The sequence below is a fragment of the Streptomyces sp. SBT349 genome (assembly GCF_001083795.1).
Classification (GTDB): domain Bacteria; phylum Actinomycetota; class Actinomycetes; order Streptomycetales; family Streptomycetaceae; genus Streptomyces.
In genome coordinates this window covers 1-4,796 of record NZ_LAVK01000464.1, presented here as the reverse complement: position 1 = coordinate 4,796, position 4,796 = coordinate 1, and the positions used below count along the sequence as shown (strand labels likewise).

The following is a 4,796-nucleotide window of genomic DNA, read 5'->3' as shown; positions in this document are numbered from 1 at the left end:
ACCGCAGCCGCAGGGGCGGCGCGGCCGGGCCCCACGCCGCCCGCCCCTGCGGCTGCGGTCGCGGGTCTTCCGGCGCGAGGTGCCCGCCGTCAAGCACACCGGCCTCTTCGGGCAGCTCCACGAGCGCCGCGCCGCCCGCCGCGAGGGCTTCGACGACGCGGTCTTCACGGACGGGTCGGGGGTCGTCTCCGAGGGCCCGACGTGGAACATCGGCTTCCACGACGGCCGCGACCTCGTCTGGCCCGAGGCCGACGTGCTGCCCGGGGTCACCATGACGTTGCTCCGGCGGTCGCTGGGCGGGGTGAGCGCGCCAGTGACCCGCGAACTCCCGGGCATCCAGGCGGCGTTCGCGACCAGCGCGGGCACCGGCGTGCGCGCCGTCGCGGCCGTGGACGAGAGGCGGCTCGCCGACGACCACCCGGTCCTCGCCACCCTGCGCGCGGCATACGAGGCCGTCCCGGCCGAACCGCTGGAGTGAGCCGGGGAGGCCCGGATGGTGTCAGGCGGCGCCCTTGCGCGCCCTGGCCGCCAGGGCGATCGGCACGGGCCTCCCACCCTCGCCAAACCGTTCGAACACGAGGCCCGCGTCCAGGAACATGCCGAGCAGCGCGGGCAACGGCCAGTGGTGCGCGCCGACCTTGTCGCGCACGCCGTTGTCGTTCCAGGAGTCCTTGGTCCAGTGGCCGTCGAGATAGCCGGGGCGGATGACGAGCGCGTCGGGGTCCGCCCGGTCGGCGAACCCGCCGCAGAAGCAGGGGTGGACGCCGACGTGGACGAACACCCCGCCGGGGCGCAGCACGCGGGTCGCCTCGCGCACCACCGCCGGGTAGCCGGGCATGTCGGTGTGCACCATCATCGCCAGCACGGCGTCCACGGATCCGTCGCGCACGGGCAGCCGTTCGGCGTCCGCCCGCGCCGCGGGGAGCCGCCCGGTGGCGTGCCGCAGCATCGCGGCCGAGAGGTCGACGCCCACGGGCGTCCATCCCAACTCCCGTAGCCCCGGGGCGTGGACGCCGGTGCCGCAGCCGATCTCCAGGCAGGTGCCCCGGCCTTCGCCGAGCAGTTCGCGCAGCAGCCTCCGGAGCTCCAGCGGATCGCCCTCCGCCGCTCCCGACCTGAGGCCGGCCAGGAACTCCTCCTCGTACCAGTCCGCGATCTCGTCGTACACCGCGTCCGCCGCCATCGGCTCCACCTCCCGGGTCGGTCACCGCTCTCCTGCCACCCTGCTGCCTGCCCGGATGTCGCGGCCACCGACTCCGGTTTCGCCGACGGCTGACCGGCCGGTCCCGCGTTCACCCGTTCGCCCACCGGCGGCGCGGCAGCCGCGGGTCGTGGCGGCGGGCGGCCCACAGGACCGTGGTGCGACGCATGACGAACGACTCGCCCGTGGCGAACTCCAGCCGGGTGCCACCGAGGGCGACGGACCGCAGATCCCGCACGGTGAACGGCTGCCCGCCGATCACCACTTGGTCTCCCCGCCGCACGCTCCGCGCGTCCACCTCGACGGACACGAGGACGCGGCCGTCCGGCCGGCCGTCGTCGCGGCGGTTCACGGCGTCCCCCGTTCGGGGTCCTCGGGCCGCGTCGGCTCCGCCTCGGCCGTCCCGGGGCAGTGGTGTTCCCACCCGGCCCAGACCGGCCCGTCGCACTCCCCGCACGGCTTGGGCCCCACCACCGGCCGCGTCAAGAACTCCGGCGTCCCCGCCGGCTACCGCCTCTGCTCAACCATGGGGCCTCCCCAGCCGGAAACGTGGCAAGGGCCGATCCATCGCCTTCCCCTTTCCTCGTGGCTACGTCGATCACCGAATGGTTCGGTGATCCGTCTGTGAAGAGCCAACTGCGGACAGCCACAGGAGCGGTACCGTTGAGGGGCAGAGCGACCATGAAGTCCATGAATGCGTCGGGAGTTCTCCCATGCCGTCTCAACGCACCCGCAATACGGGCCTTGACGCACTGCTTGAGCAGGCGCAATGGTCCCGCACGCAGCTCGCGAACGCCGTCAACCGCATGGGTTCCGAAGCGGGACTCGTCCTGCGGTACGACCAATCGGCCGTGTCCCACTGGGTCGCGGGAACGATGCCGAGGGCGTCCGTGCGCCCGATCATCTGCGAGGCGCTGTCCCGCCGGTTGAATCGGCCGGTGACTCGACGGGAGGCCGGTTTTCACGTCGATTCCGGGGAGGACGACGAGCGCGTTGGCCTGGCCGAACAAATCATCGACATCGGGAGGCGGGACATGGATCCGTCACGGAGGAATGTCGTGCGGACGGGCCTGTACTCGGCGACACTGGCCGTGCCGTTGTTCGGTGATCTCGTCGGCCGCGTGGAGGCGGCTGCCGCCGGTCGCGTTGCTCGTATCGGCGAGGGGGAGGTCGCCGCCGTGCGGACGATGACCGACCGAGTCGCCGACATCCTGGACGAGTTGGGCGGCGGTCACGCGCGGCCGATGGCCGCGGCGTTCCTGGTCAACAGCGTGGGCCCCTATCTCAAGGCATCCGCGTCGGAGAGCGTGCGCAACGACATGCTGTCGGCGGCCTCGGACCTGGTGTACCTGACCGGCTGGATGGCCATGTATGAGCGGGATCACGGACTCGGCCAGCGGTACTACCTCAAGGCGCTCGAATTGGCGGCTGCCTCCGGGGACCACCTCACCTACTGTCGCACGCTGCGCGGAATGAGCCTTCAGGCCGCTCATCTGGGCCACGGATCGAAAGCATTGCAGCTGGCGGATTCCGCCGCCGAGGCATCACCGCAGGCGGGCCCCCGCCTTCGCGCTTTCCTCGCCGGGCAGCAGGCTTATGCCGCCTCGATTGCGGGCGACCGCCGCCGCGCCTTCTCGCGGCTGAACGAGGCGGAGACCGCTCTGTCACAGGCGGATTCGCGTCGGGAATCCATCGGTGGTTACGACCGGTGCGCCTATGAATTCCACGTGGCGAGCGTGCTGTACCGCACGGGCGACCTGCCCGGCTCGATCGAGGCGATGAAGGTGTCGATCCGGGCGCAGCCCGCGCGGGAGCGACAGGGACGGGTCCACGCCCACGCCGTTCTCGCCGGAAGGCAGCTCGAACTGGGCCACCTGGAAGCCGCCTGCCACACCTGGGAGACGTTCCTCAGCGACTACCAGACCGTCTCCACCGCACGAGGTGACCACCACCTCGACACCATGCGCCGACGCCTTCGGCCCCACCGCAACGCCAGGCCCGTGAAGCGGCTCCTGGACCGGTCGCACGAGGTCGTCGCGCTCAAGGCGTAGAGGGCGAACGGCTGCCGCCGATCGAGACCTCGCTCGACCGGTGGGTGAGCTTCGAAGGCGCCCTCCAGGGCTACACGTTCACGGGTGCCGCCTCGATGTCCGCGCTGCTCGGCAAGGGGGAGGACGCGCGGCACCACCTGTCGGAGCTGATGGAGTCCGCCGTCAGGTCGGTCCAGGACATGGTCTGCCAGAGCTGGGGCGACACCATCAGGATCTTCCCGGCGCTGCCCGCCGACTGGGCCGACCTGGTGGTGCACGACTTCCGCACCGAGGGCGCGTTCCTGCTGAGCGCGGTGCGCGAGGGCGGAACGACCCGGTGGGTGCGGCTGACCAGCGAGGCGGGGGCGCCCTGCGTGGTGCGGCACGGCATCGAGGGCGCGGTGGACGTGCGCGACGGGCGCGGGCGCCCTCTGCCCCACGAGACGGTCGCCGAGGGCACGGTCGACATCCGTCTGGGGAAGGGGGAGTCGGCCCTGATCACGGCGGCGGGCGAGGACCCCGACCTCACCATCCGCCCGGTCACCGCCACGGCCCCCGCCCCCCGCTGGGGCCTCCCGGCCTGACCCCGTCCCGGTCCATCGTCCCCTGCCCGGCGCCCTGTTCACCCGTGTCCACGCGCCCCTCGGACCGCACGCCATGAGACATGAGACTTCCCACAGTGGCCCTTTCGCCACGACGCGTTCCAGGGCATTATTCTTCGCTGTTGAACTAACGCGGGGGTGAACGCCTTGGACGGCGACACGCGGGTCAACCTGCGGACCGATCAGCCGCATGCCGCTCGGATGTACGACTACCTGCTGGGCGGGCGGGACCATTACGCCGCCGACGGCGCGGCCGTGGAGAGAGCGCTCGCGGCGTTCCCCATGCTGAGAACCGCCGCGCAGGAGAACCGGGCGTTCCTCGGGCGGGCGGTCCGCTACCTCGTCCGGGAGGCGGGCATCCGCCAGTTCATCGACCTCGGCTCCGGGATGCCCACCTCGCAGAACGTGCACCAGATCGCCCAGGGCATCGAGGCACGGGCGCGCGTGGTCTACGTGGACAACGACCCGATCGTGCTGGCCTTCGGCGGCGCCATGCTGGCACAGGACGAGCGGACGGCCGTCGTCCGCTGCGACATACGCGAGCCGGGCCGGTTGCTCGGCGACCCCACCCTGCGCGCGTGCCTGGACCTGACGCAGCCCATCGGCGTACTCGCGGTCGGAGTACTGCACTTCGTCGAGGACCGGGACGACCCGGCGGGCATCGTGCGGACGTTCGCGGAGGCCGCGGCGCCCGGGAGCCATGTCGTGCTCTCGCACGCCACCGCCGACCTGGCGCACGATCCGGCGCTCGGGGTGCAGGCGGCCTACCGCGAGCAGGGCGTGCCGCTGACGCTGCGGGACAGCGAGCGCTTCGGCGCGCTCTTCGGCGGGCTGGACCTGGTCGAGCCCGGCGTCGAGACGGTCTCGGAGTGGCGGCCCACCGTGCCGAGGAACGAACGCCCCGACCCCGCCCACGTCTCCTGGTACGGGGGCGTGGGGCGCGTCCCGTAATACGGGGGGCGC

Annotated in this window: 6 protein-coding genes; 4 read left to right on the top strand and 2 right to left on the bottom strand. The window is 72.2% G+C overall.

What is annotated here, in order from left to right:
* Nucleotides 1-478, top strand: a 478-nt coding sequence (locus tag ADY01_RS32865; RefSeq protein ID WP_049580401.1) for an aminotransferase class IV, incomplete at its 5' end; no start/stop codon positions are given.
* Nucleotides 479-499: 21 nt separating this feature from the next.
* On the opposite strand, the gene ADY01_RS32860 is transcribed toward ADY01_RS32865, so the two are convergent.
* Both ADY01_RS32860 and ADY01_RS32855 read right to left on the bottom strand, forming a co-directional pair.
* A complete protein-coding gene (locus ADY01_RS32860; RefSeq protein ID WP_049580402.1) occupies nt 500-1,183 on the bottom strand; it encodes a class I SAM-dependent methyltransferase in 684 nt (227 codons plus the stop codon).
* Nucleotides 1,184-1,292: 109 nt separating this feature from the next.
* Nucleotides 1,293-1,553: a hypothetical protein gene (locus ADY01_RS32855; RefSeq protein ID WP_049580400.1), complete on the bottom strand. Its 261-nt coding sequence runs from the start codon at nt 1,551-1,553 to the stop codon at nt 1,293-1,295.
* A 361-nt stretch (nt 1,554-1,914) separates the two neighbouring features.
* Here ADY01_RS32855 and ADY01_RS32850 point away from each other — a divergent pair, with 361 nt between their 5' ends.
* The 3 genes from ADY01_RS32850 (at nt 1,915) to ADY01_RS32840 (ending at nt 4,784) form a co-directional block, all read left to right on the top strand.
* Entirely contained in the window at nt 1,915-3,252 is a 1,338-nt protein-coding gene (locus ADY01_RS32850) for a hypothetical protein (RefSeq protein ID WP_049580399.1), read from the top strand.
* A gap of 44 nt (nt 3,253-3,296) precedes the next feature.
* Nucleotides 3,297-3,815: a glycoside hydrolase family 95-like protein gene (locus ADY01_RS32845; RefSeq protein ID WP_049580398.1), complete on the top strand. Its 519-nt coding sequence runs from the start codon at nt 3,297-3,299 to the stop codon at nt 3,813-3,815.
* Between the two features lie 165 nt (nt 3,816-3,980).
* Complete coding sequence (locus tag ADY01_RS32840) at nt 3,981-4,784, top strand: SAM-dependent methyltransferase (RefSeq protein WP_420715761.1); 804 nt, start codon at nt 3,981-3,983, stop codon at nt 4,782-4,784.
* Nucleotides 4,785-4,796 lie beyond the last annotated feature (12 nt).

Excerpts from the sequence above, each read along its gene's own strand:
- ADY01_RS32860 (WP_049580402.1), bottom strand. The coding sequence starts at position 1,183 with ATGGCGGCGGACGCGGTGTACGACGAGATCGCGGACTGGTACGAGGAG.
- ADY01_RS32850 (WP_049580399.1), top strand. The coding sequence starts at position 1,915 with ATGCCGTCTCAACGCACCCGCAATACGGGCCTTGACGCACTGCTTGAG.